This window comes from Flagellimonas pelagia (assembly GCF_003584135.1).
GTDB lineage: Bacteria > Bacteroidota > Bacteroidia > Flavobacteriales > Flavobacteriaceae > Flagellimonas > Flagellimonas pelagia.
Genome location: NZ_QXFI01000036.1, coordinates 92486 through 119302, shown reverse-complemented (window position 1 = coordinate 119302; position 26817 = coordinate 92486). Strand labels below are relative to the sequence as shown.

The 26817-nt window shown below is 44.5% G+C and carries 20 protein-coding genes; 10 read left to right on the top strand and 10 right to left on the bottom strand.

Annotated features, from left to right (window positions below):
• Nucleotides 1–18: 18 nt before the first annotated feature.
• From ilvB to D2V05_RS17505, 6 genes are all read left to right on the top strand, one after another.
• Complete coding sequence (gene ilvB / locus D2V05_RS17530) at nt 19–1752, top strand: biosynthetic-type acetolactate synthase large subunit (RefSeq protein ID WP_119648818.1); 1734 nt, start codon at nt 19–21, stop codon at nt 1750–1752.
• Between the two features lies 1 nt (nt 1753).
• On the top strand, nt 1754–2335 hold the full coding sequence (locus D2V05_RS17525) for an O-methyltransferase (protein WP_119648817.1): 582 nt from the start codon (nt 1754–1756) through the stop codon (nt 2333–2335).
• 2 nt (nt 2336–2337) lie between these two features.
• A complete protein-coding gene (gene ilvN / locus D2V05_RS17520) occupies nt 2338–2865 on the top strand; it encodes an acetolactate synthase small subunit (protein WP_119641446.1) in 528 nt (175 codons plus the stop codon).
• 24 nt (nt 2866–2889) lie between these two features.
• Nucleotides 2890–4362, top strand: coding sequence for a ketol-acid reductoisomerase (gene ilvC / locus D2V05_RS17515; RefSeq protein ID WP_119641447.1), 1473 nt, complete (start codon nt 2890–2892; stop codon nt 4360–4362).
• Between the two features lie 18 nt (nt 4363–4380).
• A complete protein-coding gene (gene ilvA / locus D2V05_RS17510; RefSeq protein ID WP_119648816.1) occupies nt 4381–5649 on the top strand; it encodes a threonine ammonia-lyase IlvA in 1269 nt (422 codons plus the stop codon).
• A 147-nt stretch (nt 5650–5796) separates the two neighbouring features.
• The gene (locus D2V05_RS17505) at nt 5797–7389 is read left to right on the top strand and encodes an NADP-dependent glyceraldehyde-3-phosphate dehydrogenase (RefSeq protein WP_119648815.1); all 1593 of its coding nucleotides are present in this window, start codon (nt 5797–5799) and stop codon (nt 7387–7389) included.
• A 74-nt stretch (nt 7390–7463) separates the two neighbouring features.
• On the opposite strand, the gene leuB is transcribed toward D2V05_RS17505, so the two are convergent.
• The 4 genes from leuB to leuC form a co-directional block, all read right to left on the bottom strand.
• Nucleotides 7464–8522: a 3-isopropylmalate dehydrogenase gene (gene leuB, locus D2V05_RS17500; protein WP_119648814.1), complete on the bottom strand. Its 1059-nt coding sequence runs from the start codon at nt 8520–8522 to the stop codon at nt 7464–7466.
• A gap of 41 nt (nt 8523–8563) precedes the next feature.
• Nucleotides 8564–10081, bottom strand: coding sequence for an alpha-isopropylmalate synthase regulatory domain-containing protein (locus D2V05_RS17495; protein ID WP_119648813.1), 1518 nt, complete (start codon nt 10079–10081; stop codon nt 8564–8566).
• A 26-nt stretch (nt 10082–10107) separates the two neighbouring features.
• The gene (gene leuD, locus D2V05_RS17490; protein WP_119648812.1) at nt 10108–10704 is read right to left on the bottom strand and encodes a 3-isopropylmalate dehydratase small subunit; all 597 of its coding nucleotides are present in this window, start codon (nt 10702–10704) and stop codon (nt 10108–10110) included.
• A gap of 87 nt (nt 10705–10791) precedes the next feature.
• Nucleotides 10792–12201, bottom strand: coding sequence for a 3-isopropylmalate dehydratase large subunit (gene leuC, locus D2V05_RS17485; RefSeq protein WP_119648811.1), 1410 nt, complete (start codon nt 12199–12201; stop codon nt 10792–10794).
• Between the two features lie 284 nt (nt 12202–12485).
• Between leuC and D2V05_RS17480 the strand changes: the two genes are divergently transcribed.
• Nucleotides 12486–13598, top strand: a complete 1113-nt coding sequence (locus D2V05_RS17480) for a DUF2911 domain-containing protein (RefSeq protein WP_119648810.1) — start codon at nt 12486–12488, stop codon at nt 13596–13598.
• Nucleotides 13599–13641: 43 nt separating this feature from the next.
• Here D2V05_RS17480 and D2V05_RS17475 read toward each other — a convergent pair whose 3' ends face one another.
• Complete coding sequence (locus tag D2V05_RS17475) at nt 13642–16182, bottom strand: DUF559 domain-containing protein (RefSeq protein ID WP_119648809.1); 2541 nt, start codon at nt 16180–16182, stop codon at nt 13642–13644.
• A gap of 46 nt (nt 16183–16228) precedes the next feature.
• On the opposite strand from D2V05_RS17475, the gene D2V05_RS17470 reads away from it, so the two are divergent.
• The gene (locus tag D2V05_RS17470) at nt 16229–18382 is read left to right on the top strand and encodes a M1 family metallopeptidase (RefSeq protein WP_119648808.1); all 2154 of its coding nucleotides are present in this window, start codon (nt 16229–16231) and stop codon (nt 18380–18382) included.
• A complete protein-coding gene (locus tag D2V05_RS17465; protein WP_119648807.1) occupies nt 18379–19293 on the top strand; it encodes a patatin-like phospholipase family protein in 915 nt (304 codons plus the stop codon). Before D2V05_RS17470 ends, D2V05_RS17465 begins: the two co-directional genes overlap by 4 nt.
• Nucleotide 19294: 1 nt before the next feature.
• Here the strand turns inward: D2V05_RS17465 and D2V05_RS17460 are convergent, their stop codons facing one another.
• The 5 genes from D2V05_RS17460 to D2V05_RS17440 form a co-directional block, all read right to left on the bottom strand.
• Entirely contained in the window at nt 19295–19816 is a 522-nt protein-coding gene (locus D2V05_RS17460) for a DUF7935 family protein (RefSeq protein WP_119648806.1), read from the bottom strand.
• 78 nt (nt 19817–19894) lie between these two features.
• A complete protein-coding gene (locus tag D2V05_RS17455; RefSeq protein WP_119649369.1) occupies nt 19895–20668 on the bottom strand; it encodes a hypothetical protein in 774 nt (257 codons plus the stop codon).
• A gap of 37 nt (nt 20669–20705) precedes the next feature.
• Entirely contained in the window at nt 20706–22280 is a 1575-nt protein-coding gene (locus D2V05_RS17450) for an FMN-binding glutamate synthase family protein (protein ID WP_119648805.1), read from the bottom strand.
• A 97-nt stretch (nt 22281–22377) separates the two neighbouring features.
• Complete coding sequence (locus tag D2V05_RS17445) at nt 22378–23661, bottom strand: amidohydrolase (protein WP_119648804.1); 1284 nt, start codon at nt 23659–23661, stop codon at nt 22378–22380.
• An 8-nt stretch (nt 23662–23669) separates the two neighbouring features.
• Nucleotides 23670–24209 carry a DsrE family protein gene (locus D2V05_RS17440; RefSeq protein ID WP_119648803.1) on the bottom strand — a complete coding sequence of 180 codons (540 nt, stop codon included), beginning with the start codon at nt 24207–24209 and terminating at the stop codon, nt 23670–23672.
• 140 nt (nt 24210–24349) lie between these two features.
• Here D2V05_RS17440 and D2V05_RS17435 point away from each other — a divergent pair, with 140 nt between their 5' ends.
• Complete coding sequence (locus tag D2V05_RS17435) at nt 24350–26683, top strand: ATP-dependent helicase (RefSeq protein WP_119648802.1); 2334 nt, start codon at nt 24350–24352, stop codon at nt 26681–26683.
• The last annotated feature ends 134 nt before the right edge of the window (nt 26684–26817 follow it).

Here is a 26817-nt window from a genome sequence, read left to right as displayed (position 1 = left end):
CCCGAAAAAGATAAGCTTATGGAGACATTGAAAGCGGAAAAGAAGGAGAAAAAACAGGAAACCACCATGCGCATCACAGGTGCAGAGGCCCTTATCCATTGTTTGTTGGCCGAAGGGGTGGATTTGATCTATGGTTACCCCGGTGGGGCCATTATGCCTGTTTATGATGAATTGTATAAGTTTCAGGACAAGCTGACGCACATCCTTACCCGACATGAGCAAGGCGCCGCGCACGCTGCACAAGGCTATGCCAGGGTTACGGGTAAAGTAGGTGTGGCGATGGCCACTTCCGGGCCTGGAGCCACCAATTTGGTCACGGGTATTGCTGATGCTCAAATCGATTCAACCCCAATGGTATGCATCACTGGTCAGGTGACCAGAAGTCTTTTAGGGTCCGATGCGTTCCAAGAAACGGATATTGTGGGTATTTCCACCCCGGTGACCAAATGGAACTATCAGATTACCCGAGTGGAAGAAATCCCTGAGATCATGGCAAAGGCATTTTATATTGCAAGATCTGGAAGACCGGGCCCGGTTTTGGTAGATATCACCAAAAATGCCCAGTTTGATGAGCTGGATTTCAAATATGAAAAATGCACTGGAGTAAGAAGTTACAAGCCGGTTCCAGAACCCAATCTTTCCGCCATTGAAAATGCTGCTGAACTCATCAACAATGCCAAAAGACCTTACATTATTTTTGGTCAAGGGGTGATTTTGGGTGAAGCCGAGGCCGAATTGAAGGCTTTGGTTGAAAAAGGAGGAATTCCCGCTGCTTGGACCATTTTGGGACTTTCCGCCATGGAAACGGACCATCCCTTGAACGTAGGAATGGTGGGGATGCACGGTAATTACGGACCCAATGTTTTGACCAACGAATGTGATGTGCTCATTGCCATCGGTATGCGATTTGATGACCGTGTGACCGGTAATTTGGCGACTTATGCTAAACAAGCAAAAATCATTCATTTTGAAATTGATCCCGCTGAGGTCAACAAGAATGTAAAGGTCGATGTTGCGGTTTTGGGCAACGCCAAGGAAACCTTGGGCATGTTATTGCCGTTGATCAATAAGAGCGAGCACAAGGAATGGCTTGATGAATTTGATAAAAAACATCAAATTGAATTTGAGACCGTTATCCAAAAAGATATCCACCCTACCAAGGAAGGATTGACCATGGGTGAGGTCATGGAACAAATCAACATGGCCACAGGCAACAATGCTGTAATTGTTTCCGACGTGGGCCAACACCAAATGATTGCCTGTAGGTATGCCAAGTTCACACAATCCAAGAGTAACATCACTTCTGGTGGATTGGGGACCATGGGCTTTGGGCTTCCAGCAGCTATTGGGGCCAAAATGGGTGCCATGGACCGTGAAGTAGTGGCCATTATCGGGGATGGAGGGTACCAAATGACCATTCAGGAATTGGGTGTGATTTTTCAACACAACGTACCGGTTAAAATCGTGGTGCTCAACAACGATCACTTGGGAATGGTGCGCCAGTGGCAGGAACTGTTCTTCGAAAGTAGATATGCGTCCACCGTAATGACCAATCCTGATTTTGTAAAGATCGCCGAAGGATATCACATCAAATCCAGAAGAGTGGTCCAGCGTTCCGAATTGAAGGATGCCGTAGCAGAAATGATAGCTTCCAAAGACCCTTACTTTTTGGAGGTCAAAGTGGAAAAAGAGGACAATGTATTCCCTATGATTCCAACAGGTGCCTCAGTAGCAGACATCAGATTAAAATAAAATGGACCAGACCAAGATCATACAAATGCCGGGCCAGTATCCGGCTTTGCTTGCAAAGTCCAAGGAACTGGGGTTCACCATGCCATCAGATGTCTATGTAGGGACATTGCTAAAAACATTGGTGGCATCAAAACCAAACGGCAACTTTTTGGAGCTAGGCACCGGGATAGGTTTGTCCTTGGCTTGGATGATAGAAGGCATGGACGGGAAATCCAGAATGATCAGTGTGGATAATGATCCAGAGCTTATCCAAATAGCCAACCTTTTCTTTAAGGAAGAACCAAGATTAACATTAATATGTTCCGATGGTGAAGAATGGTTGGAAAACTATACTGGGGAATCTTTTGATCTCATATTCGCTGACGCTTGGCCTGGAAAATACAGCCATCTGGATAAAACGATAAGCCTTATCAAAAATGGTGGGTTTTACGTAATAGATGATATGAAAAAGCAGCCTAACTGGCCAGAAGGACATGAGGAAAAGGCCAAGGAACTGGTTCAAGTTTTGGAACAAAGAGAAGACATAACAATAACAAAAATGGATTGGTCCACAGGATTGATCGTTGCAGTCAAAATAAATTGAGAATGGAAAAACAATGGTATACCATATCGGTGTATTCCGAAAATAACGTGGGATTACTGAACAGAATATCAGGCATATTCCTAAAGAGACACATCAATATAGAAGGTTTAAATGTCTCTAAATCAGAGATAGAGCATGTGTCAAAATTTACGATTGTTGTCAATACCACAGAGGATTGGACGCGTAAGATCGTTCAACAAATTGAGAAACAGGTAGAAGTGATCAAAGCGTTCTATCATACCGATGACGATATTATTTATCAGGAATCTGCCTTGTTCAAGATCGCATCCCATTTGCTGTTCGATGAACGTCAGATCCAGAACATCATCAAAGAAAGCAATTCCCAGATTGTAACGGTGAGCCGTGAGTTCTTCGTGCTGGCCAAAACGGGACGCAGACACGAAATCGATGAGATGCACGATGCTCTGGAACCTTATGGCATCATGCAGTTTGTCCGTTCGGGCCGTATCGCGGTGACCAAAGCGGCCATGCCGATTTCCGAACTATTGACAGAATTTCAAGAAAACTAAATAGCATAAAATCAAATAACAAAAATGGCAAATTACTTTAACACACTATCGCTTCGTGAGCAATTGACCCAACTGGGAAAATGTAGGTTTATGGACCCCAGCGAATTTGCTGATGGTGTTTCGGCTTTAAAAGGAAAGAAAATTGTGATCATAGGTTGCGGGGCCCAAGGGTTGAACCAAGGCCTTAATATGCGTGATTCCGGGTTGGATGTATCCTATACCCTCAGGGAAGCTGCTATCAAGGAAAAAAGGCAGTCGTATAAAAATGCAACAGAGAACAACTTTGTTGTGGGTACCTATGAGGAATTGATCCCAACGGCCGATTTGGTCATCAACCTTACTCCGGATAAGCAACACACCAAAGTGGTAGGTGCCGTAATGCCATTGATGAAAAAAGGATCGACTTTGTCCTATTCCCACGGATTCAACATTGTGGAAGAAGGTATGCAGGTACGTGAAGACATCACCGTGATCATGGTGGCGCCTAAGAGCCCGGGTTCCGAGGTTCGTGAGGAATACAAAAGAGGTTTCGGTGTGCCTACCTTGATTGCCGTGCACCCTGAAAACGACCCTGAAGGAAAAGGATTGGAGCAGGCCAAAGCCTATGCTGCCGCTACCGGTGGAGACAAGGCTGGGGTTTTGGAATCTTCTTTCGTAGCCGAAGTGAAATCGGATTTGATGGGAGAGCAGACCATTCTTTGTGGTTTGTTGCAGACTGGTTCCATTCTTTCCTTCAACAAAATGGTGGAAAAGGGAATCGATAAAGGATATGCTTCCAAATTGATCCAATACGGATGGGAAACCATCACCGAAGGTTTGAAGCAAGGGGGTATCACCAATATGATGGACCGTTTGTCCAACCCTGCTAAGATCAAGGCTTTTGATTTGGCCGAAGAATTGAAGGTGATCATGCGTCCGTTGTTCCAAAAGCACATGGATGATATCATGAGCGGACATTTCTCCAAAACCATGATGGAAGATTGGGCCAATGGTGATAAAAATCTATTGGATTGGAGAGCCGAAACCGGAGAAACAGCCTTCGAAAAAACGCCTGCCGGAGATGTATCCATTTCTGAACAGGAATATTACGACAATGGTGTGTTGATGGTAGCTATGGTAAAATCTGGTGTGGAATTGGCTTTTGAGACCATGACCGAATCCGGAATCATCGGTGAGTCTGCATATTACGAATCCTTGCACGAAACGCCTCTGATCGCCAACACCATCGCCAGAAAGAAATTGTTCGAGATGAACCGTGTAATTTCCGATACCGCTGAGTATGGTTGTTATTTGTTCGATCATGCCTGTAAACCTTTATTGACCGATTTCATGAAGAAAATCGATACCGATGTGATTGGAAAACATTTTGGTGAAGGCAAGGACAATGGCGTGGACAATATTAAATTGATCAAGGTCAACAAAGCCATCAGAACTCACAATGTTGAGGTTGTAGGTGCCAGATTGCGTGCATCCATGACCGCAATGAAGCCAATATAATCCAAGCATATTGGCCCCATGAACAACGAAACCGTGGAGACATACTTTCCGCAATTGGCGGACATTCAACAAGCAGCAGAGACCATCTCCCGAGTAGTGGAGCAAACCCCTTTGCAGCAAAGTATCCGCTATTCCAAAAAATATGGGGCCAATATTCTTTTAAAACGCGAAGACCTTCAGCGGGTCCGTAGCTATAAGATCAGAGGTGCTTTTAACAAAATCGCATCCCTTTCCAAAAAACAGTTGGAGCAAGGCGTGGTCTGTGCCAGCGCCGGCAACCATGCCCAAGGAGTTGCCTTTGCCTGTAGTCATTTGGAGGTGAAGGGGACCATCTTTATGCCTGTGGTAACCCCGAAACAGAAAATCGACCAGACCAAAATGTTCGGTGGGGAATGGGTTGAAGTGATTTTGGAAGGTGATACGTTCGACGATGCCAATAAAGCGGCCCAATTGTACTGCAATCAATACAGCAAAACCTTTGTGCATCCTTTTGATGATGAGAAAATCATTGAAGGACAGGGTACCGTAGGATTGGAAATTCTACAACAATCGCAAGAACCCATTGATTATCTCTTTGTCCCAATAGGAGGAGGTGGCCTGGCTTCCGGGTTGTGTGGTGCTTTTAAGGCCTTGTCACCATCCACAAAAATCGTCGGGGTGGAGCCCTTGGGTGCTCCTTCCATGAAAAGTTCGATAGAAACGGGAAGGTTGACCGAGCTGAAAGAAATCGATAAGTTTATCGATGGGGCATCAGTACAGAAAGTAGGAGCATTAACGTATCCTATTTGTAGTGATTGTTTAAGTAAAATGGTTTTGGTGGCAGAAGGTAAAGTATGCCAAACCATTTTGGATTTGTACAATCGTGATGCCATTGTTGTAGAACCTGCCGGTGCCTTGACGATTGCGGTGTTGGACGATTTTGCCGAGGAAATCAAAGGGAAGAATGTGGTCTGCATTGTGAGCGGTAGCAACAATGACATTACCAGAACGGCCGAAATAAAGGAGCGAGCTTTGCTCTATGCCAACCTGAAGCATTATTTCATCGTTCGCTTTCCACAAAGACCAGGCGCGCTTAAAGAATTTGTGGTTGAGATCTTGGGTCCCAACGACGACATCACCCATTTTGAATATTCCAAAAAGTCGAGCAGGGAGAATGCCCCGGCGGTAGTGGGAATTGAACTAAAATCTTCGGACGATCTGGAGCCCTTGATCCAACGGATGAAGACCAGGCATTTTTTTGGGGACTACTTGAACGATAAGCCCGATCTTTTTCAGTATTTGGTCTGATTTTCACAACGATCTGGTATCTTGTTTTCTAAATCGATTTCGTTGTAAAACCAATGGAAATGAGCTGTTTTCCTTCAGTTTTTATGTTAGCTTTGTGAAGGATGGGCGACCATTTTCATGAACACTAATTCTATAAACAACAACACTATGTCAACAACTAAAAACGTGATTCCTGAAGCTTTTCAGATTACGGAAGAAATACACCAAAAAACCTATTTGGTAAATGGTGAACTTCGAAAATGGAACGGGGCAACCAGTCAGGTAATCTCTACCATTTCATCCACCAAAGAATATGCCCCTACACCTTTGGGAAGCATTCCCGACATGGGGGAGCCTGAGGCTATGGAGGCTTTGGATGCGGCATTGGCCGCTTATGACAGGGGACAGGGGGTTTGGCCCACGATGAAAGTCAAAGATCGCATCATGTGCATGGAGGCCTTTGTGAAGAAAATGGAAAAGAAAAGGGAGGAAGTAGTGAAACTTCTCATGTGGGAAATCGGGAAATCCAAGCCAGATTCTTATAAGGAATTTGATCGTACCGTTGAGTATATTTATGACACTATCGAAGAGTACAAGCAATTGGATCGTGGTTGCGCTAAGTTCGATAAGCACGATGGTGTATATGCCCATATCCGAAGGGGACCACTCGGAGTGGTGCTGTGCTTGGGTCCTTACAACTATCCGTTGAACGAGACGTTTGCTTTGTTGATCCCTGCCATCATCATGGGGAATACCACCATATTTAAGCCAGCAAAGCATGGCGTGTTGCTCATCACGCCTCTTTTGGAGGCTTTTCAGAGCAGTTTTCCCAAGGGAGTGGTCAATATACTGTTTGGTCGAGGAAGAGCTGTAGCGGCGCCTATAATGAAAACAGGTAAGGTGGATGTGTTGGCCTTGATCGGTAATAGCAAATCGGCCAATGCCCTGCAAGATCAACATCCAAAAAGCAATAGACTCCGGTTGGTATTGGGCTTGGAGGCTAAAAACCCCGCTATTGTATTGCCAGATGCCGATTTGGATCTGACCATCAATGAATGTATCACAGGAACCTTGTCTTTTAACGGACAGCGTTGCACGGCCCTTAAAGTGGTGTATGTGCATGAGGATATTAAGGATGAATTTTTAAAACGATTCTCGGAAAGGGTGGATGCCCTGAAATTTGGTAACCCATGGGATGATGGTGTCAACTTGACTCCGCTGCCAGAGCTAGATAAGCCGGCATATATCCAAGAATTATTGGACGATGCAAAAGCGAAAGGTGCCAAAGTATTGAACAAAAAAGGAGGGAAGCATTTCGACAATTACATATGGCCGGCTGTGGTATATCCTGTTTCAAAGGACATGAGAGTGTATGAAGAGGAGCAGTTTGGACCGATAATTCCTGTACTTTCCTTCAAGGATATTGAAGAGCCTTTGGATGACATGGCAGAATCCAACTATGGTCAACAAGTCAGCTTGTTCGGGAAGGATGTGTATACACTTTCCCCATTGATCGATGCCTTGGCCAACTTGGTATGCAGGGTAAACTTGAACAGTTCCTGTCAGCGTGGACCGGACGTGTATCCGTTCACAGGAAGAAAAGACTCCGCCCAATCCACATTGAGTGTGCACGATGCCTTGAGGTCGTTCTCCATCCGAACGTTTGTGGCATTCAAGGATAATGAACTGAACAACCAAACTATTGAACAGTTACTTGAAGCTAAAGTAAGCAACTTCTTGAGTACGGATTATATTCTGTAGTCTTGTTCAAATGATAAATCAAAAAGCCCGGATATATTTGTCCGGGCTTTTTTTTGGTTTGTAGTTAGGGTTGATTAAATATTCTTGGCCAGCCAATCACCTACTTCGCTGGTTTTGTATGCATTTCCGCCTTCTGCCAAATCTTCGGTCACCACACCTTCGGTCAATGACTTGTTGACCACCTCGCGGATGGCTTCGGCTTCGTCCTTCAATCCAAACGCAGTCTCGAACATCATGGCTGCGGACAACACAGTCGCCAATGGGTTGGCAATGTCTTTTCCGGCAGCTTGTGGGTAAGAACCGTGAATAGGCTCGAATAACGAAGTCTTTTCGCCCAAGGACGCAGAGGGCATCAATCCCATGGAGCCGGAAATAACCGAAGCCTCGTCGGTCAAAATGTCACCAAAAAGGTTTTCGGTAATCAAAACATCATAGGAACTTGGCCATTGCACCAATCGCATGGCAACGGCATCCACAAATTCATAGGAAACCTGGACTTCAGGATATTCCTTTTCCAATTTTTGCACCGTTTCCCTCCACAAACGGGAAGTTTCCAACACGTTTGCTTTATCCACACAACATAGTTTTTTGGAACGTTGCATGGCCATTTCAAAACCTTTGCGTGCCAAACGCTCTACTTCTTCACGGGTGTAGGTGCAGGTATCGTATGCGGTATTGTCATTATCTTCTCGACCTCTTTTTCCAAAGTAAATACCTCCGGTCAATTCGCGCAAAAACACCAAATCAGTACCCTCGATACGTTCCTTTTTCAATGGCGACTTATCAATCAAGGATGGAAAGGTGAAGGTGGGTCGCACATTGGCGAAAAGTCCTAATTTCTGGCGCATTTTCAACAAGCCTTGTTCGGGCCTTACTTTGGCGGATGGGTCGTTGTCGAACCGCGGGTGGCCAATAGCACCAAAAAGCACTGCATCGGCAGCTACGCAAATATTATGGGTGCTATCTGGGTAGGGTTCTCCAACGGCATCAATGGCCGCCGCCCCAGTTAAGGCAGGGGTCCACTCGATTTCATGTCCGAATTTTTTAGCTACGGCATCTGATACTTTTACGGCTTGGTCAATTACTTCCGGGCCAATTCCATCCCCGGCCAAAAGGGCTATGTTTAGTTTCATTTGTTCAATTATCGGTTTTCAATAAACAATTATCAATATTCTTAAACAAGGTTGAGCATTTTTTCGGTGGCCTTAATTGCCGATACCGTTTGGTCGGAATCCAATCCACGGGTCGTAAAATCTTTGTCCTTGGTCTGCCAAGTGATTATGGTTTCGCAAAGGGCATCGGAAGTACTGCCAGGGGGAATCCGAACGGCATAGTCCACCAACTTGGGCAATTCCCTGTTTTCTTTTTTGTAGACTTTTTTCAAAGCGTTGATGAAGGCATCAAACTGTCCATCACCTTGGGAACTTTCCTCGTACACTTTTCCTTCAATCTCGATGGAAAGGGTAGTGGAGGGTTTCAATCCCTTGGAGTGGGTGAGCACGTACGATTTCACGAATACCTTTTGTTGGTGTAGGTTGCTGTCCAGAACATCGGAAATGATATAGGGAAGGTCGTCTTTGGTGACGCGTTCTTTCTTGTCCCCAAGTTCGATGATGCGTTCGGTGACCTTTTTCAGTTCGTCATCGTTCAAGGTCAATCCAAGTTCCTGTAAATTCTTTTGTATGTTCGCTTTCCCAGAGGTTTTGCCTAAGGCATATTTGCGCTTCCTGCCAAAACGCTCAGGCAACAAATCATTAAAGTAAAGATTCTTTTTGCTATCTCCATCTGCGTGTATTCCAGCAGTTTGAGTAAAAACGTTGTCGCCAACAATTGGTTTATTGTCAGGAATACCAAAACCGGTAAACGCGGAGACCAATTTACTCACTTTGTAAAGCGAGGATTCCTTGACGCCGATGGTTATTTCTGGTAAAAAATCATTGATTACAGCAACCACACTGGCCAATGGGGCATTCCCTGCACGTTCGCCCATACCATTTACGGTAAGGTGTAGACCATTGGCACCCGCTTTCAAGGCTTCCATGACATTCGCGACACTCAGGTCGTAATCATTATGTCCGTGAAAATCAAAATGGGTATTGGGGTAGCGTTCTATGATTTCCTTGAAAAATGCTCCTGTTTCTTCGGGGGTCAAAACACCAAGAGTGTCCGGTAACAAAACACGTTTGATGGGTTGCTTTGTCAGAAAATCAAGGAATTGCATCACATACTCCTTGGAGTTGCGCATGCCATTGCTCCAATCTTCCAAGTACACATTGGTATCGATGCCCAATGCTTTTCCTTTGGAAATGACCTCTGCTATTTCATTGAAATGTTGCTCAGGAGTTTTCTTGAGTTGATGGGTCAGGTGGTTCAAGGAACCCTTGGTCAACAAGTTCTGGACCTTGGCGCCTGCTTCCTGCATCCACTTTAAAGACACACCACCATCCACAAACGTCAAAACTTCCACTTTGGACAACAATCCTTCAGATTCGGCCCACTCCGTAATGCTCTGCACCGCTTTCATTTCCCCTTCTGAAACGCGTGCCGAGGCCACCTCGATACGGTCTACCTTGAGTTCTTCCAAAAGGAGTTTGGCCAAGGTGAGCTTTTCCGAAGCGGAAAAGGAAACCCCAGAGGTTTGTTCACCATCCCGAAGGGTGGTGTCCATGATTTCAACGGTGCGTGTTTTCATTCTCGTGCCTTGTTCTGAAGGTCAGATTAAAGTGGTGTGTTCTCGGCAAAGGTTTGGATGCCTTCCTTGATGTTCAACAGATAATCGATGTCGTCGAACCCATTGAGCATGTTGCCTTTTTTGTAATCGTTGATGTCGAAGCTTTCCTTTTCCCCAGTGGCCAAAATAGTGATGGTCTGCTCGGGAAGGTTCACTTCCAATTCGGTGTTGGGATCTACTTCGATAGCAGTGAAAATTTTGTCCAAAAATTCGGGACTTACCTGAACGGGCAGCACTCCAACATTCAAACAGTTGTTCCTAAAAATATCGGCAAAAAAGCTGGAAACCACACATCGGAAACCATAATCATAAACGGCCCAAGCGGCATGCTCGCGGGAAGACCCGGAACCAAAGTTTTTACCACCCACCAGAATTTTTCCACTGTAAATGGGGTTGTTCAATACAAAATGCTCCTTTGGAGTACCATCGGAGTTGTAACGCCAATCGCGGAACAGGTTGTCCCCAAATCCTTTTCTTTCCGTTGCTTTTAGGAAACGGGCAGGAATAATTTGATCGGTATCCACATTCTCTATCGGCAGGGGTACCGCTGAACTTTTTAATATGCTGAATTTATCGTATGCCATGTTGTTTCAATTTTCAGTTTTTCAATTAACAATAAACAATACGTTTGAATTGATCATTGGTAATTGCTCATTGTACATTGTTTATTGCTATGCGTAGACTTCTTCCATAAGTTCCCTTGGGTCGGTGACTTTTCCGGTTACGGCCGCAGCGGCAGCAACCAATGGGCTAGCCAACAAAGTTCTAGCACCTGGTCCTTGTCTTCCCTCAAAGTTTCGGTTGGAAGTGCTCACCGCGTATTTTCCGGCAGGAACCTTGTCGTCGTTCATGGCCAAACAGGCAGAACAACCCGGTTCACGTAGCTCAAATCCGGCATCTTGCAAAATATCCAAAATACCTTCTTCCTTGATGGCTTCTTCTACTTGATGAGATCCTGGAACCAACCAAGCGGTTACGTTGTCCGCTTTTTTCCTTCCTTTTACGATGGAGGCAAAAGCCCTGAAATCTTCGATCCTACCATTGGTGCAGCTCCCCAAGAACACAAAATCGATAGGTTTGCCGATCATGGCATCCCCTTCATTGAACGCCATGTATTCCAATGATTTTTTATAGGTGGCTACGCCGCCTTCAACGGCTTCAGCCATTGGAATATCATTTTTGATGCCCATGCCCATACCAGGGTTGGTACCATAGGTGATCATGGGTTCAATTTCGTTGGCAGCAAAAGTCAATTCTTTGTCAAATACAGCATCGCTATCGGAATACAAGGTTTTCCAGAATTCCATTGCCTTGTCCCAATCGGCTCCTTTTGGTGTGTATTCGCGACCTTTGATGTATTCGAAAGTCTTCTCATCGGGAGCGACCATTCCGCCTCTTGCACCCATTTCAATACTGAGGTTGCACACGGTCATCCTACCTTCCATGGACATGTTTTTGAACACATCACCGGCATATTCCACAAAATATCCGGTAGCACCAGAAGTGGTCAATTTGGAAATGATGAACAACGCCACATCTTTTGGGGTTACGGCCTTGTTCAGGCTCCCGTTGATGTTGATGCGCATTTTCTTGGGTTTCGGTTGCATGATGCATTGGGTAGACAATACCATTTCCACCTCGCTGGTACCGATACCGAAGGCGATGGCGCCAAATGCACCATGGGTTGAAGTGTGGGAATCTCCACATACAATCGTTGCCCCTGGAACGGTGATGCCATTCTCTGGACCGATCACGTGTACAATACCATTTTTCTTATGTCCAAGACCCCAATAAGGAATATTGTAGGCCGTTGCATTCTCCTCCAAAGCTTTCAATTGGTTGGCAGACAATGGATCTTGAACCGGCAAATGTTGATTTATGGTGGGGGTGTTGTGATCCGCAGTGGCGAAAGTGCGCTCTGGGTACAATACCTTAATGCCGCGGTTCTTCAACCCGAGAAAAGCCACGGGACTCGTAACTTCGTGGACCAAATGCCTGTCAATGAACAGTACATCCGGACCATTATCAATATGCTGAACTACATGGGAATCCCATACTTTATCAAAAAGTGTTTTGCTCATGGTAACAATCAAATTATGTAAGCTTACAAAGTTAAAATTTGAATGAAAATCCGTTTATCGGAACAAGGTAAAATTACGATGTTCAACATCAAAATTAAAGGACAAAACCATAATCCAACAAATTAACCTTTGAACGCAAGAATAATCTGTAGTTTAAAATAACCCATTGAATTTTAAAAGCATAGGTAGTTTTTAACAAAGCTCTAACGCTAGAGTAGCCATAAGGTTTTTACATTGGGAGGATATATCTAAAAACAAGGAAAAACTAAATCAAAAACGAACTAATGATGAAAAATTATACCACACTGAAGGCAACTCTACTGGTTGTCGCGCTATTGCTGTGCAAAACAGCTTCAGCCCAATTCGATTTTTTACCACAAAGCAGTCAGAAAGCCGAAGTATCCCAAAGAATAGGAAATACTGACTTGACCTTAGTGTACTCCCGACCCAGTGTGAATGGCAGAAAAGTATGGGGCTCTCTTGTTCCGTATGGGATGAACAATTTGGGTTTTGGAACGGCTACCGAATCTCCTTGGAGGGCTGGAGCCAATGAAAATACTATATTCAGGACCACACATGATGTCAATGTTGAAGGCAAGAACCTTCCAGCTGGGGAATATGGCTTGCATATGATTGTCTATGAGGATGATAAGGCCACAATCATTTTTTCTAAAAACCATGGTGCCTGGGGAAGTTTCTTCTACGATTCTTCTGAAGATGCCTTGCGTGTAGATGTCAAGACGCAGGAAATCCCATTTGTTGAACAGTTGACCTATTCGTTTGATGACGTGCTGCCGAACTCCACCGTAGCTTCCTTAAAATGGGAGAAAAAACAGATTCCGTTCAGGATTGAAACTGATGTGACCAAAAACGTTTTAGCTGAAATCCGACAACAAATACAGACATCACCTGGATTCAATCGCGCGAGTTGGGAACAAGCGGCCAACTATTCACTCAATAATGGGGGTGACTTGGACGAAGCTCTTGGCTGGATCAACGCTGCCATTGAAGGGCAGTTCTTTAGTGAAAAGAATTTCAGCAATCTGAGTATAAAATCCCAGATTTTGGAAAAACAGGGAAAATCCGCGGAAGCTAAGACGATCATGGATGAAGCCTTGCCACTTGGAACTGTTTTTGAAGTGCATGCCTACGGGAGACAACTTATAGCCCAAGGCAAGAAGGAAGAGGCACTTGAAGTTTTTAAATGGAATGCCAAAAAGCACAAGGGAACCTGGCCTGTGGACTTTGGGTTGGCAAGAGGGTATTCAGCGGTTGGTAATTATAAAACGGCTTTAAAGCATTTGAAAATTGCGGAAGGAAGAGCACCGGATCAGGCCAATCGGAATGCGATTGCCTCCTATTTTCCAAAATTGGAACAAGGTGAGGATATCAATTGATAAAAATGAATTGAAAAAAAGCCCGGTGAAAAACTGGGCTTTTTTAACTTATATAATTCCAAATGGTTTTGTTGGTCATCATTTTGGTAAATGCCTGAAGGACGGGTGCATTTTCCTCTTTTTCCAATCTGGGGTCGTTTTTCAGCAATTGCATGGCATGATACCGAGCGGTCTGTAAAATTTGGTTGTCCTTTACAATGTCGGCAATCTTCAAGGCCAACAACCCACTTTGTTGGGTGCCCATCAAATCACCCGGTCCACGTAGCTTTAAGTCCACCTCGGCAATCTCAAAACCATCGTTGGTACTGGTCAGCGTCTGCAAACGGGTTTTGGCATCTTCGGACAATTTGTGGCCCGTCATTAAAATACAAAAACTCTGCTCGGCACCGCGACCAACACGCCCACGAAGCTGATGTAATTGGGAAAGCCCAAAACGTTCCGCACTTTCAATAATCATCACCGAGGCATTGGGGACGTTCACCCCAACCTCTATTACCGTTGTGGCCACCATAATTTGGGTTTCACCTTTTACGAAGCGTTCCATTTCGTAGTCTTTGTCCGCTGGTTTCATCTGGCCGTGAACAATGGAAATTTGATATTCCGGTTGTGGAAAATCCCTGGCGATGCTCTCATAACCGTCCATCAAATCTTTGTAATCCATAGCTTCCGATTCTTGGATCAAGGGGTACACAATATACACCTGTCGACCTTTCTTGATTTCATCCTTGAGAAATCCAAAAACTTTTAATCGATTGTTATCAAAGCGATGGACCGTGGTCACGGGTTTACGACCTGGAGGAAGTTCATCAATTACAGAAACATCCAAATCCCCATACAGACTCATGGCCAGTGTTCTTGGAATCGGTGTTGCCGTCATCACCAAAATGTGGGGGGGTATGGCCCCTCCATCCTCCCCGACGGGGAGCCTATCCAGTATATTTTCAATTCTGTTAATTACAGAATCAATAGCTCCGAAGACCTCTTCATTTTTAAACCGAATTACCTTGTACCCAAACTCATTTAAAATTGAGGTTCGCATGTCATCGGCTTCTTTTTGGGAAGGATTGTTATGATAGCCACCATCTACCTCAACAATCAATTTTTTAGACAAACAAATGAAGTCAACAATGAAAATGTCGATTACATGCTGTCGTCTAAACTTTGTTCCAAGTTTCTTGGTTTTTAATTGTTCCCAAAGAATACGTTCGGCATCCGTAGTATTCTTTTTGCGTTCCTTTTGAAACTCTTTAAGCAATTTATAGGTTGAAGGTCTAGCTGTTTGATATTTATATCGAATTTCTTCCACCCTCCCTTTGGGAGGGATTTGGGGAGGGCTTCCTTTTTGCCACAATTTGGATCGTTGTGCCACCCCAAACCGATGTTGTTCGTCCACAATGGCCAACCCAAGGTTTTTGAACTGAACTTTATCCTCCAAAACAGCATGGGTGCCCACCAAAATGTTGAGATTTCCATTTTCCAATTGGTTGTGCAACAAGGTCCGTTCCGATTTTTTTGTGGAACCCGTCAAAAGAGCAATCTTGATATCCATGTTCACCAAAAGTTCCTTCAGCCCGTTGTAATGTTGGGTAGCCAAGATTTCCGTAGGGGCCATCAAACAGGCCTGAAATCCGTTATCGATAGCCAACAGCATACACATCAAGGCCACGATGGTCTTCCCGGACCCTACATCGCCCTGCAACAAGCGGTTCATTTGTGCATTGCTGCCCAAATCGTTCCGGATCTCCTTGATTACGCGTTTTTGTGCTTCGGTGAGCTCAAAAGGGAGGTGGTTTTCAAAAAACGTGGTGAAATTTTCGCCCACATTTTCAAAAGGTAATCCCTTGATCTTTTGTTTGCGCAGCATTTTCTTTGAAATCAATTGCATCTGCACAAAAAACAACTCCTCAAATTTCAATCGGAACTGTGCCCGCGCCAATAGCTCTTGATTTTTAGGAAAATGGATGTTCAACAAGGCTTCCGTTTTGGAAATCAACCGAAGTTCATCCAAAATATTGGGGGACAAGGACTCCGGAAACATCCCCCTTGACTCCAGAATAAGCTGTTGCACCATTTTTGAAACAACCTTGTTTGTAATCCCCGAAGCACTTAGCTTCTCCGTGGATGGATAGATGGGTTGCATGGCAATTTTCAGTCCTTGTTGATGCTGAACCAACAGTTCCATTTCGGGATGGGGCATCGAAAAAGTGCTTCCGTATTGGGAAACGCGACCGAACACCACGTAGGGTTCATTAATTTTTAAACTTTCCTTGATCCATTTATGCCCACGAAACCAAACGAGTTCCATTTGTCCGGTTTCGTCCACAAAAGTGGCCACCAAACGTTTACCCCGTTTTTGTTCCACCATTTTGAGGTGGATGATTTTCCCGACCACCTGCACATCGGCACCGCTGGGTTGCAATTGGTTGATTTTGTAATAACTGGTGCGGTCCAAATAACGATTGGGGAAGAGATGGAGCAGGTCCCGATAGGTTTCTATGCCCAATTCGGCCTTGAGGATATCGGCCCGGTTGGGACCGACACCTTTGAGATAGGCAATGGGAGTTTGTAGAAAATTGGGATTCATCGAACTAAAATATGTAATTTGGAAGGACTTTTGATGGGATGATCGTATGAAGCTGAACCCGATTCTTATTTTTCTCCTATTTGTGCACCTCCTGAACGCCCAGGTTCAGGACAAGGTGGATTTTATCCATGCGGAAGTTTTTGTGGAGCCTATATTGGAAGATAAAATGATTCAAGGCTCTGTCGCCTATGAATTTAAGGTGCTTGATGATGTAAACACCATCTTTTTAGATGCACATGACATGGATTTTTCTGCTGTCCTTCTCGATGACAAAGATGTTTTATATGAGAACACCAAGAAAAAAATCGTCTTGAAAAATAGTTTTAAAAAAGGAAATACTCATTTAGTTAAATTGAGTTTTAAGTCAATTCCAAAGCAAACGGTTTATTTCATTCAAGGAAAAAATATAGAGTCACCAACGATACCGATATTATCAAGTATTATTTCTGCTAAAGAAGTTGATTTGGAAGGAAACTGGACAATAATTGATCAAGTTTGGACCCAAGGGCAAGGAAAATATACCAGCCATTGGTTGCCCAGTTTGGACGATATGACGGATAAAATTGAGTTTGATATTAATATCATTGCTGATATAGGCTTTTCGGTTATTTCTAATGGGGAACTGAAATCAGTTGACTCGATAGCTGAATATTCAAGACAATGGAAGTTTGACATGCAAAAACCCATGAGCAGTTATCTAGTCGGTTTTGCCATTGGGGATTTTGATAAAAAAGAGCTCAAATCTTCATCCGGAGTGCCCATTGAATTATACTATGAACCCAAGGACAGCTTAAAAGTGGAGCCCACGTATCGTTACACCCAACATATTTTTGACTTTTTGGAGAAGGAAATCGGCGTGCCTTATCCGTGGCAGAATTACAAACAAGTCCCTGTTCAGGATTTTTTATATGCGGGTATGGAAAACACCACCTGTACCATTTTTTCCAACCAATACGTAATTGATTCAACAGCCTTTGTGGATAAAAATTACGTGAATGTAAACGCCCATGAACTGGCCCATCAATGGTTTGGGGATCTTGTTACCGAAACCAGCAGTGAGCACCATTGGTTGCATGAAGGTTTTGCCACGTTTTATGCCTATTTGGCGGAAAAGGACATTTTCGGGGAAGATTATTTTTATTGGCATTTGTTGGAAACCGCGAATGCTTTGGAGAATTTTTCGGAGGACGATCAAGGAGAGGCTTTAAGAAATTCAGGGGCGGGAAGTCTGACTTTTTATGAGAAAGGCGCTTGGGCCTTGGTGATGCTTCAGGATAAGTTGGGAGAAACCCCTTTTAAGAAAGGGATCCAGAATTATCTGAATAAATATGCTTACCAAAATGTGACCATTCCCAATTTTATGGCGGAGATGGAGGCTGTTTCCGGCATGGGACTTTCCGATTTTGAATCAACTTGGTTACATCAGTCAGATTTTCCTTTTGAAAGTGTGCAAACCTTTTTAATGGAGAAAAATGCTTCCATCAGACAGTATTTTGAAATCAAAAGCAAAATTGAAGACAATCCAGAAGCCGTGGAATCTATATTGTCAAATGCTTGGGACTTCTTCACCTCATCCCAATTGAAACAAAATCTCATTTTGGATTATGGCAAGAACCTGTCGACCTTATTTTTGGAAAAGGTATTGAAGGAAGATGATTTAAAAGTGCGGCAAGCTGTCATTTTATCGCTGGATAAAGTACCAGAAGAATTGCAAAATCCAGCAGAAGCGTTGTTGACCGATGCGAGCTACACCACAATGGAATCGGCGTTGTACAAACTTTGGTCTGATTTTCCCGAGGGTAGGGGCCGTTATCTTGATAAAACGCAGTCCGTCATCGGGTTTCCCAACAAAAATATTCGATTATTGTGGTTGACCTTGGCCCTTGTAACTCCCGAATATCGTTCCGACTTAAAACCTTCTTATTTGGAGGAATTGAGCAACTATACCGGGGCAGAATATCATTTTGAAACACGGTTAATGGCTTTTGAATATTTAAAAAGTATTGGCGGGTTCAACGATGAGTCGCTCAAAAATTTAATCGAGGCCTGTAGCCACCATGTTTGGCATTTTAAAAAATCGGCACGCAATATTTTGAATGAAATTTTAAAGCAAGAAGGCGGTTTGGCAAGGGTAAAGTCCATATATCCTTTGCTAAATCAAGAAGAAAAGCAATATTTGGACAAAACTTTGGGTGAATGAGGGCATTGGTCATTTCTGGTGGGGGCAGTAAGGGAGCTTTTGCAGGTGGAGTGGCCCAATTCCTGATCCAGGAGGCCAAACACAAGTACGATCTTTTTGTGGGAACCTCAACAGGAAGCCTCCTGATTTCCCATCTAGCGTTGAACAAACTGGACAAAATCAAGGAAATTTATTCTTCGGTAGATCAAGATAGTATTTTCAATAACTGTCCCTTCATCATCAAGAAAAAGCACGGGGTCGAAATCATTGCCATCAACCACTGGAACGTGGTCAAAAACTTTATCCGAGGTAAAAAGACCTTTGGCGAAAGTGAAAATCTCCGCAAATTGATTCGGGATTCTATCACCATGGAAGAATTTGAAGAATTGAAAGAAGGGGATATGGATGTAGTGGTCACGGTTTCCAACCTTTCCCTGAACCAAGTGGAGTATAAGTCCATTAACGATTGCACTTATGATGAATTTTGCGATTGGATTTGGATTTCCTCCAATTATACGCCCTTTATGAGCTTGGTCAAAAAAGATGGTTGCGAATATGCCGATGGGGGATTGGGCAGCTTAGTACCCATTGAGGAAGCTCTACAACGAGGTGCCACTGAAGTCGATGTAGTGGTGCTCCACACCGAAGTGAACCATTTGAACCGTATGTCCACCAAAAACCCTTTCGACTTGATCACCACCATCTTCAGTTTTATGTTGGACAGGATTGAAAATCAAAATGTCCGTATCGGGAAATTGGTGGCCAACCAAAAGGATGCTATCATCAATTTTTATTACACCCCTACCGTACTGACAACCAATTCATTGATTTTCAATAAGGAACGAATGACCATGTGGTGGAAAAGAGGCTACCTATACGCTAAAAACAAGAACGAGGAAACCAGTCCGATCAATCCCGAAATGCAGGAATAGGTCAATCCCAAAGTTCGCTCACCTCTTTTTTTACAAATGCCAATGCGGTCTGCGAAGGGGATTGTTTTTCCATGGTTTGGTTCAGGATATCTTCCCTCAACTTGTCAGGGGAATCGGTTTGGCTCATCCCGGCACTACGGATAATCTGGATGGTGGCATTTTTAGCCGTTTTGATGATGTTCCAGCATTCATCAGTCATATAGATCTGTTGGGACAGGTTGTGTTCAAATTCCGTTTCTATCTGTTTGATGAGCAGGTTTTCATAATCGCTCTTGCTTTTGGTTTTCGGTGCGACCCTTACCACAAGGCTGTTCAAGGCAATACGTTCCAGGAAAAGGGCCATACGCTCATAGGCTTGCAAACGAACGGGCAGCGTTTCCTTTTGGGAATCCTTGTGCAATAGAAAACGACGTCTGCCATCCTCATTACGGGTATGCAATCTAAAAAAGTAAAAGGCAACCGCTCCGGTTACCACCGCAGGCATTAAATAGGCAAATAGCTGAAGGATTTGATCTCCACTCATAGGATAGTTTGGTTTTTGTTTTGATTTTACACTACCAAGAACGAACCAAAATCCTAAAAAGTATGTTTCGCGGAGATGTTATCGGGTCGCTTTGGCACTTTCCTTGGCCTTGGCATAAAAACCTTTGTAGTCAGGCTGTAACTTTATATTGATTCCTTCCTTAAAATTGCCATCCTTGGCAGAGATGCCGATACGGTTTGCAGGAATTTCCAATATTCCGACCAGTTCTTTGGCCACGGCGGCAGCTTGATCAAATGTAGGTCCGAATTCTCCTGTCATGTTCAACCCTTCCACTTCGGCTTTAAAATTGGGATTGGCCTTGATCACTTTCGCCACATTGGCCAACCAGGCTTTTCCTTCCTCGGTTAATTCAGAAGAGGTATCCGAACCAAAAAGGTTGTTCAAGCTGCTGGAAATGGAAATGGTTCCCTCAGCTACGCCCACATTGGCATTTTCGCCCAAGGTTTGTTTGATCCGCGTCAAAGAAACAATGGCGGTGGAATCATTGGCAGAGATCATATCGTTGATGCCACTCAACTGCTTTTCCTTTCTGGCCAATGCGGCCATAGCCTTGTTCACGTTATCCGAATTCTGTTTCGAAAGTTCCGAGAAATTGCTCAAATTGCTCAATAGGGTAGCGTTGGCATCCCGAAGCCCTGCATTTTCCGTGTCCAAGGTTTCAGCCTTGGCATTGGCGGAAGATATTTCACGTTTGGCTTTGGCCAGTTCCTGTTCCACATCTGAAATCTTGGCTTTTAAGCTTTCAATTTCAGCAATGAGTTCGCTTTTCTTTTGTGCACTGGCAGTACTTGCAAGAACTAGGAACAATATAAAGGGTAAATATTTTTTCATAAGTAGTATTTGTTCGTTAAAAATATTCGGGGCTAAATTATAATGTTTTTTCCAAAGATGGTTGTCCACCCAAGTGAACGCAATCATAAAGTTTTTGCATGGAGTCAAAATCCACTTTCTCTTTTTGGTACTTGTAGACCGAACGCAAATTACTGCTAAGATAGTCATCATCCACATTCACTTGTATATCTTCCATATGAAATTGGCATGGATGCTCATACCCTGCGGCATGGGTAATCTCCAAAAATTCTTTACGGAAAGTCTTGAAATATTGTGCCAGCCTATCGGATTTCAAGGGAACGTTGATGCCGTTCTGCAGCCACTTGTTCTGTGTAGCTACTCCAGAGGGGCATCTGTTCGTATGGCATACCTGGGCCTGTATACAACCGATGCTCATCATTGCCTCCCTGGCCACGTTGATACAATCCGCTCCCATGGCAAAGGCCATGGCCGCCTTCGCAGGAAAACCTAATTTGCCACTTCCGATGAAGACAATACGTTCCGTTAATCCCCGATCCAAGAAGAGCTTATATACTGACGAGAATCCATAGGTCCACGGAAGGGATACGTGGTCCGCAAAACTGGGTGGTGCCGCACCGGTACCTCCTTCACCACCATCAATGGTGATAAAATCCGGGCCCCTACCAGTTTTGATCATCAAATCGGCGAGTTCCTCCCATTGGTCCACTTTACCAATGGCCCCTTTGATTCCTACGGGAAGCCCAGTTTCATGCGCAATGGACTCGATGAGTTCCATGAGTTCAGGAATATTTTTGAAAGCTTTGTGAGTAGGAGGGGAGATGACATCCTTTCCTACTTCCACACCTCGTATCTCTGCCAGTTCATGGGTAATCTTTGATCCAGGGAGCACACCGCCCTTGCCAGGTTTGGCTCCTTGCGACAATTTGATTTCAATGGCCTTGATACATGGATTTTCATCCACCAGAATCTTCAATTTTTCCATGGAGAGATTTCCATCCTTGCTGCGTACACCAAAATATCCGGTCCCAAAATGAAAAATAACATCACCGCCTTGCTTGTGATAGGGCGACAGTCCGCCTTCACCCGTATTGTGGTAGGCATGACATTTTTCCACCCCTTTGTTCAACGATTCAATGGCAGCAGCGGACAAGGACCCAAAACTCATGGCCGAAACATTGATCACAGAGGCAGGGCGATAAGGCTTCTTCCGTTTGTTGTATGCACCCATCACCTTGGCGCAAGGGATAAAATAAGGATCTTTGATGTTGGGATGGTTTTCGGGAACCTGATACCCGATCATCGCGTTTTTCACAAAAATGTGCTGGTGCTTGTAAATGTCACGATCGGTCCCGAATCCCTCGTAGTTGTTTTCCTTTTTGGCAGAAGCGTAGATCCAACTTCGTTCAATTCGGTTAAAAGGAAGTTCCTCTCGGTTGTTGGCCACAAAATACTGGCGCATTTCCGGACCGATGCTTTCCAGCCAGTACCGCAAATGTCCCACAATGGGAAAATTATGGCTTATGGTATGGGCTTTTTGAAAAAAGATATCTCGGATGGCAACGATCAAAAGAAAGATGAGAATCCAAGTCCACCAAGGGATATCGCCCAAGAAATCAAGAAATGCTTCCATATTTTTAGTTTCAGGTGTGCTTACAAATATCAAACCCCGATGTCCAAATTCCAAATTACGGAGGACATCGGGGCTTGATTTATAGGATTAGCAAGGATTATTTGCTTCTATCCAAATAATCCAAAGCAATTTCGGTCATGGCTTTTACACCCAATAACAGCCCGCTATCATCAATTTTGAAATCGGGGGTATGGTGTGGAAAATATTCATCTGGCCCAGATTTTGGGTCTTTTCCTCCCAAGATGAAAAAGAAACCAGGGATTTTTTCCTGATAGAATGAAAAATCCTCGGCTCCGGTGATGGCCTTGATCAAATGGACGTTTTCCGCCCCGGCCACTTGTTGCAGGCTTGGTAGGGATTTTTCGGTCAGGTCCACATCGTTGTAGGTGATCGGCACGCCTTTGGCGATTTCCACAGTTGCTTCGGCCCGGTAGGCTTTGGCAATGTCTGCTGCCATTTCCTTCATTCGATCATTGACCTGTTTTTGCATGTCATAGTCCAACGTTCGGATGGTTCCGATAAGTTCGGCACTTTCGGGGATGATATTGTTTCGGACACCACCACTGATCTTACCCACGGTAATGACGGCAGCTTCTTTGGTCAATTCCAACTCGCGGCTAATAATGGACTGGTAGCCATCCACAATTTTGGAAGCCACATAAATAGGGTCGATTCCACCCCAAGGAGCGGAACCATGGGTTTGTTTTCCTTTGATGCTGACCACAAAGCGCTGTGCAGCGGCCAAGGCGCCCCCTGGTTTATAGGCAATTTGCCCCACAGGAAGATAGGAACCGATATGGAGACCGTAAATGGCATCTACCTTTGGGTTGTCCAGTACACCTTCTTTTACCATCAATTCGGCACCACCTTCTTCTCCTGGAGGCGCACCTTCCTCAGCAGGTTGGAAGATGAACTTCACTGTCCCGCGTATTTTATCCGTGTTTTTGGCAAGCACTTCGGCCACTCCCATCAAAATGGCAATATGGGTGTCGTGTCCACAGGCATGCATTACCCCAACTTCCTGACCCAAGTATTCCGATGTAACATTGGATTTGAAGGGAAGGTCGTTACGCTCGGTAACGGGTAAAGCATCGATATCGGCACGAAGGGCGACCACTTTTCCTGGTTTCTTACCTTTCAACAACCCGACCACACCGGTATGGGCAACGCCGGTCTGGACCTCAATCCCCAGGGATTTTAAATGTTCTGCAATTTTCTCTGCTGTTTTAAACTCCCTGTTACTAAGTTCAGGATGTTCATGTATGTCACGTCTCCATTCAATCACTTTGGATTCAACGGCGGCAATGTCTTTTTCCAACCCGTGCTGGGCATAAATCGATAAGCTTGCAGAAAACAGAGCAAGCGTTAAAACATACTTCATCATGTTGGTTATAATTTAATAGGACGGTATCCTTGGTTTTGCAATTGGATGTTGGCAGTCATGGCGGACAGGGCAATCTTTACCCCTGGAATCAAATCTTCCTTGGGGAAATTCCGTGCCATGGAGGACTGACCACAGTATATGATTTCCACTCCGGCATCTAGGAGGGCCTGGACCATGCCTGAATTTGGATTGGGCACTCCAAAACGGGTCTTGTAGGCCTCATCATGGGTAATGTCCTTGGAAGCCGCATTGTGTACGATGACGGCCACTTTAAGTTGTGAAACAGGAATGCCTGCTTGTGCATGTAAGTTAAGGAAACGGGCGGCCGTCTCCAGCTTTTTGTTAAGCTCGGTATGCGATTCTGGGCTGTCCATTACATCAAAAACAACCTTGAACTCCTGGGACATATCCGTTTTAAAATCGGGGTTTTCAATTTTGAAAACAGGGCCGTAATCGGCAATGACGGGACCCGTACTTTTTTCTTGTGAAATTCCTAAAAAACCAAAAAGAAGAAGAAGGAATAGGGGGAAATGGTGAAAATTCATCAGCGATATAAGTTGAGGGCTTAAATATATTTAAAAATGTATTGATTTCCGATGCCAGTGTTTATAAAAATTGAAACTATGATTTTAGCAGGTCTCCATTATTGGCTAATTTCACCCCTACTTTTTAAAGAGCAGACCTTTTGAGCACTTTTTTGGATGAATTGAACGATGCGCAACGTGCCCCTGTACTGCACAAGGATGGTCCATTGATGGTAATTGCCGGAGCGGGCTCGGGCAAGACACGGGTACTGACCTACCGTATTGCCCATTTGATGGAACAAGGAGTGGACTCCTTTAACATTCTGGCCCTGACCTTTACCAACAAGGCGGCGCGTGAAATGAAGAAGCGGATTGCCACGATTGTTGGGAACTCGGAGGCTAAGAATCTCTGGATGGGGACTTTTCACTCCGTGTTTGCGAAATTGCTCCGTTTTGATGGGGACAAGCTTGGTTTCCCCAGCAACTTTACCATTTATGACACCCAGGATTCCCAACGTTTGATTGCTTCCATCATCAAGGAAATGGGGCTCGATAAGGATATCTACAAATACAAACAGATTCAGAGCCGTATCTCATCCTATAAAAATAGCTTGATCACGGTAAAGGCATACTTCCAGAACCCGGAATTGGTGGAGGCTGATGCCATGGCAAAGCGACCCCGAATGGGCGAGATCTACCAAAATTATGTGGACCGCTGTTTTAAGGCAGGTGCTATGGATTTTGATGATCTGTTATTGCGTACCAATGAACTTTTAACGCGCTTCCCAGAGGTTTTGATGAAATATCAGGACAGGTTCCGATACATTTTGGTGGATGAGTACCAAGACACCAACCATTCCCAATATTTGATTGTAAAGGCGTTGAGCGATCGTTACCAGAACATCTGCGTGGTGGGGGACGATGCACAGAGTATCTATTCCTTCCGTGGGGCGAACATCAGCAATATCCTCAATTTTCAAAGGGATTATGATGATGTGGCCGTGTACCGTATGGAGCAGAACTATCGTTCGACCAAGAATATCGTAAATGCCGCGAATTCCATCATCGCGAACAATAAAAACCAGCTAGAGAAAAATGTCTGGACCTCCAATGACGATGGGGGCTTGATCAAAATACACCGTAGCCCGACCGATGCAGAGGAAGGCAGGTATGTGGCAGGTTCCATCTTTGAGAACAAGATGCAACACCAAATGCAGAATGGGGATTTTGCAGTCTTGTACCGTACCAACTCGCAGTCCAGGGCCATTGAGGACGCTCTGCGAAAGCGTGATATTCCCTATCGTATTTATGGGGGGCTTTCCTTCTATCAACGCAAAGAGATCAAGGATGTGTTGGCCTATTTGAGAATGGTCATCAACCCAAAAGATGAGGAGGCACTGAAGCGTATCATCAATTTTCCGGCACGGGGGATCGGGCAGAGCACTATTGACAAGTTGATTGTGGCCGCCAACCACTATGGTCGTTCCATTTTGGAGGTGATGGAACATCTGGACAAGCTCAACTTGAACATCAATGCAGGTACCAAACGGAAGTTGGAAGATTTTGTGACCATGATCAAGAGCTTCCAGATCATGAACGAAGGTTCCGATGCCTTTACCTTGGCGGAACATGTGGCCAAAAAGACCGGATTGTTGCTTGAATTTAAAAAAGATGGAACTCCCGAAGGCATTGCCCGTATGGAGAACATCGAGGAACTTTTGAACGGTATCAAGGATTTTGTGGAAGGTCAGAAAGAATTGGCCGATGCCACAGGTAGTCTTACCGAGTTTTTGGAAGATGTTGCCTTGGCCACCGATATGGACAAAGAGGTAGGGGATGATGACCGTGTGGCCCTCATGACCATTCACCTGGCCAAGGGACTGGAATTTCCGTTCGTGTACGTGGTGGGTATGGAGGAAGACCTATTTCCATCGGCTATGAGCATGAATACCCGTAGCGAACTGGAAGAAGAGCGTAGGTTGTTCTATGTAGCGTTGACCCGGGCAGAAAAGCAGGCCTATCTTACTTATACCCAAAATCGATATCGATGGGGGAAACTCATTGATGCTGAGCCTAGTAGATTTTTGGAAGAGATTGATGAAAAGTATGTGGACAATCTAGTGCCCGTCAATGATGGATATCGATACAAATCCATGATCAATGCCGATATCTTTGGAGAGGTGGACAAAAGCAAGCTACGCCAAATTAAACCGATCAATGGGACCCCTCCAAGTGTTCAAGGTCCCAATGAGAACCAACTTAGAAAGTTGAGAAAGTTAAAACCGGATCTTGGCTCCCCCGTGGAGAACACCAATACGGTTGACCCTGGCTTGGCAGTAGGTGTCCTGGTAAACCATACCCGATTTGGTAGGGGAAAGGTGTTGAGCATTGAAGGCGCAGGAAACGATAGAAAGGCAGAAATCCATTTTGATAATGGAGGCATCAAAAAACTGCTCCTGCGTTTCGCCAAGTTGGAAGTGCTGGATAACGCATAAAATAAATATCAGGGTATTTCTACGTTTTTCTGTTGATCAACGCTCGGTTGTGTTGTCAATGTCCCAAAATGGTGTTCGTTCCATCAGGGGATGGTAAAAATTGTTTAAATTCAAAGCTACTTTGTATTTAAACC